The organism is Chitinophaga sp. (assembly GCF_036566945.1).
Lineage (GTDB): Bacteria > Bacteroidota > Bacteroidia > Chitinophagales > Chitinophagaceae > Chitinophaga.
The window spans coordinates 1-4133 of sequence record NZ_DATCVJ010000856.1; the positions used below are offsets into that span (position 1 = coordinate 1).

General features: G+C 47.1%; 2 protein-coding genes and 1 pseudogene. All 3 read right to left on the minus strand.

What is annotated here, in order from left to right; all coding sequences use genetic code 11:
- Window positions 1–175: 175 nt before the first annotated feature.
- The gene (locus tag VIP81_RS25870) at window positions 176–2221 is read right to left on the minus strand and encodes a hypothetical protein (protein WP_331968059.1); all 2046 of its coding nucleotides are present in this window, start codon (window positions 2219–2221) and stop codon (window positions 176–178) included.
- A gap of 24 nt (window positions 2222–2245) precedes the next feature.
- Entirely contained in the window at window positions 2246–3844 is a 1599-nt protein-coding gene (locus tag VIP81_RS25875) for a solute:sodium symporter family transporter (RefSeq protein WP_331968062.1), read from the minus strand.
- A 6-nt stretch (window positions 3845–3850) separates the two neighbouring features.
- Window positions 3851–4133: pseudogene (locus VIP81_RS25880) on the minus strand (GntR family transcriptional regulator); the annotation flags it as partial.

A 4133-nucleotide genomic window follows, 5' to 3' on the forward strand; every position in this document is an offset into this window, starting at 1 on the left:
TCATAATGAGGGTTTATAAAGGATTAAATATATCTATCGTCTATTTATACAACTAACCTTCTTTGCGGGGTCTATGGGATCAAACATTCTTTATAAAGATAAAGGAAAGTTAGGAAATATCATCGGGGTTGCCGGGGGAAAATAAACCGGGACCTCGCAGCCCCGGTTTATCTGGCTATTTGTTTCGGATCAGTTGATAAATCACAGCATCAGCAGGAGGCAGTGATATTTGCATGGTATTACTTTGGGTAGATATTTTTCCGGAGAATAATTCTTTTGCCATATACACTTCCTTTGCTGACAAGCCCGCCTGTTGGAGGGCAAGAGAAAAAGTGGCAGCGGTTTGTGCATAGTTGATGACCGCCACATAAGTATATCTCCCGGATTTTTTTACAAAAATGTTGGATGACTGCTCTCTGATGTGATGATCCACCGGTTGAAACACCCCTCCCTGGCGGGCTACGGCCAGCAGGTCCTGATTTTGCAGGAGCTGTTTAGCAGCTTCAGATGCGTGGCTATACACAGAAAAATCATCGCCGGTAATGAGGGTGCCGGTAATGATGCCGGATAATAACCGTGCTTTGTTGGCACCGGCAGTGGCGCCTTCAAACACCACATGATCCGCATCAGCAAAATCATACAGCCAGTTTTGCCACCAGCCATAGCTGGTACCATTCAGCGTATAGGCGGTTTCATCTATGTTCTTAAAAGCATCGCAGGCAATGCGGCGGGTGTGTACATACCTGCCAGTGGCCATATTAGGCGAAATGGCGGCATATACCAGCATCTTCCCATCCAGCTGATCTACCAGGTATTCCATCCCCTTTCTGAACGCCTGCATACCTGTATGAACCGTAGGATCATAGAAGTGATCTGCTTCAATGGCAGCATGACCAATAAAATCTATTTTGATCATTTCAAAGCCGGCATCTTTAAAGCGTTTGATAAGGAAGGCGATTCTTTCCCTCGTGGCGGGATGCGTAGGGTCCATTGCCCTGGCGCCATCCATCTCATGGTATTGTCCGTTTACTTTGGTCCAGGCGTCCTGATAATTATACTGACTGCCTTCTACTTTGCGGGGGGATTTTCCCCAGTCAACAAAAGGCGCCCAGTAAATACCGGGTTTAAATCCTTTGGATTTACAGTAAGCACTGAAAGCTTCGAGCTGACTGAAATCGCCGGTCATACCGCCGGTATTGAGGTTATCCCAGTAAGAGTCCAGATCTATGTACAAGGTATGATCAGCGTTGCGGAATCCTTTACAGGAATCTGCAAAGAAGTCGACCACCGTTTTAGCTTTGGCGAGCGATAATTTTGTTTGCAGGCTTCCCCAGCTATTCCAGCCAAAAGGCTTGGCGGCGGTCCAGTTAAAAATATAGCGGGGTTCTGCCAGGCGGTTGGCCTTAGCATATTGCTCCATGCCGGTTCTCCAGTCGTTGGCCGGCAATACATATATTTTAGGAGAGGCGCAGAGCGTATCGCCTACTGTAACGATGCCATGCCGTATCCGATCGCGGGTACCGGTGCTATCCGTCCAGCCAGCGATCACAGACAGCCCTGTTGTTTGTGCCGTGGCACCTTTCAGGGCAATACCTGTTTTCCAGTCGTTATGCTCTACAGCGCCGATGACGAGGCCATTGTTGTTGGCAGTATTATACAACGCAGTTACTTCTGCACTGGTGAAGGCGGCGGCCGGAAGATTTACTGCACTGTATTTCACCCAGGCATCGTTATCAAAAGGTACGTGTACCGCGCGGATGGTATCGTTCCCGGGCAACTGCAACGCTGTGGTGGTGAGTGGGCTCATGGAACGGGAACGGGCGCCTGCACCACGTAGTACGAGGGCGGTATAAAAACCATTGTCTCCGTTGTACACATAAAACAGTTGTTGTTTTGTGATACCATTTTCGAGAGACGTGATCGCGTATTGTTTGCCTGTGCCGAACCGGTCTTTTAGAGGCGCTATGGTAAAGCTGCGGCGGATCTTTGCAGTATCGGGCTGCCGGGCGTCTTCATACCAGCTAAACGCTTCTTTGATCATGATTGTACCATTCACCGATACACTGTATTTCCCGGAATGCAAATCATAGGTGATCCGGTTATTTTTACCGAAAGGAATCTGCTTTACATCCGCGGAGGACTGCGCGGATAAACGGGTAGCAAGACAAAGCAGCGCCATAGCAGAAAGTGTATATCTGCCGTACTTAAAAGACAACACCATTATCGTTCGTTATTTATGATTTATTTATTTGGCCAGTCCCATGGGGGAAAAAAGCAGGAACAACAACACCATCAATACTAGCAATACAGCACTGTACCAGTGCCGGTGCTTCCAGGGCTGCATTACCAGATCTGATGTGCTGACAGGCGTATAGGGAACCTCCATTGGCCATATTTTACCTATGATCAGCATCAGGATGGCGGTGACAACAAAAAGGATCGCCAACAAATGCAGATAGTGTAATCCGGTGTCCAGGATCAGTTGAAAAAATATATTCGCCACAAAAAAGAAGGCCAATCCTACTTTGGCGGCCATGGCAGGAATGCGTCTGGTGGCCATTCCTACGATCATGATGGTGAAGATAGGAATACTGAAAAAACCGGACAGCATCTGTATATAATTATAAAAGCCTCCTTTGAACAACATGATAAAAGGGGCAATACCAATACCGATCAGTATCACAATGATCTGGAAGATCCAGGTGGTGCTGAGCAGTTTTTTATCCGTTACCCCACCCTTCTTTTCAGTCATGTAAGGCTTGTACAGGTTCATGGTAAAGAGTGTGCCGGCACTACTCAATCCGGCATTAAAGGTACTGAGTGCCGCACCAAATACGACGGCCGCAATCAGGCCCGTATACACCGGTGGCAGGACATCCGCCGCCAGTCTCGGGAAAATTTCCGCGGTACTTTCCGGATGCAAATATAAATGCACGGCTATGAGTCCGGGAATGTTGAGCATTAAGGGCGACAACAGTTTACATAAACAGGCCAGTGCGATGCCTTTCTGGCTCTGTTCCAGGTTCACCGAACCCAGTGCCTGCTGTACAATGAATTGTTCCATGCCCCAGTAATAAATATTCACCAGCAGCATGCCAGTGAAAATAGTAGAGAAAGGAACCGCATCGTGTTTGTTGCCGATCGCGTTTAAATGACTGGTGTCGGTTCCGAGTACCATGCGTAGTCCTTCCGTTACATCGCCGTGGCCCAGGTATTTAAATCCGAAGTAGGGCAATAGTAAACCACCGGCAATCATGCCTGCGCCCAGGACCGTATCCGACATGGTGATCACCTTCAGTCCACCGAGTACATTATACAAATACCCTATCACGGCAATCAGGCAGGCCAGCAACCAGATGGTAGACCAGTAACTGATGTGTAATATTTCATTGAGGTGAAAGATCCCGTTGAATGCTACGGCGCCTCCATACAGGACTGCCGGGATGAGATTTACCAGGTAGCTGACCAGGAATACCACTGACACAATTTTTTTAGTGGTATGATCATACCGTACCGCCAGGAAATCTGGTGTGGTGACCGCGCCTATACGCAGGTATACCGGCATAAAAAATTCGCTGACGAAAAGCATCGCAAAAACGGAGGTGACGCCCCATGCCATGATAGACATGTTATTCATAAACACCGACTCGTTTTCACCAATAAACTGGTTGGCACTGATATTCGTCATGAACAGCGCCCCTCCAATCACTACCCAGTTTAAACTACGGCTGCCCAGAAATACATCTGACGCTGTTTTCATCTGGTGTTTCCTGGTGATGTACCATGACAACACCGTTACGATCACCACAAAAACAATAAAACTTATAATGGTTGAAATATGCATTAACTGCTATAAAGATTTTCTTCTGATTAAAACTGTTGGTATTATTTCGCGGATCTTTTCTCTATTCAATACAAAAGTAGCTGCTTTTTCGCCCATGAGTCTAAAATCAGTGGAATAGGTAGTGATACCATTACAAATGATTTCTTTCACCATGTCGTCATTATGCGAAAGAATGCCTACGTCCTTACCTGGCAGCAGTTTCTTTTCGGTGCAATCTTTCAGGATGGCCCACAGTTCCGTATTGTTGATGGTGTAATATACCTTTCCTTTTTCAACGGTACCGGGGGCA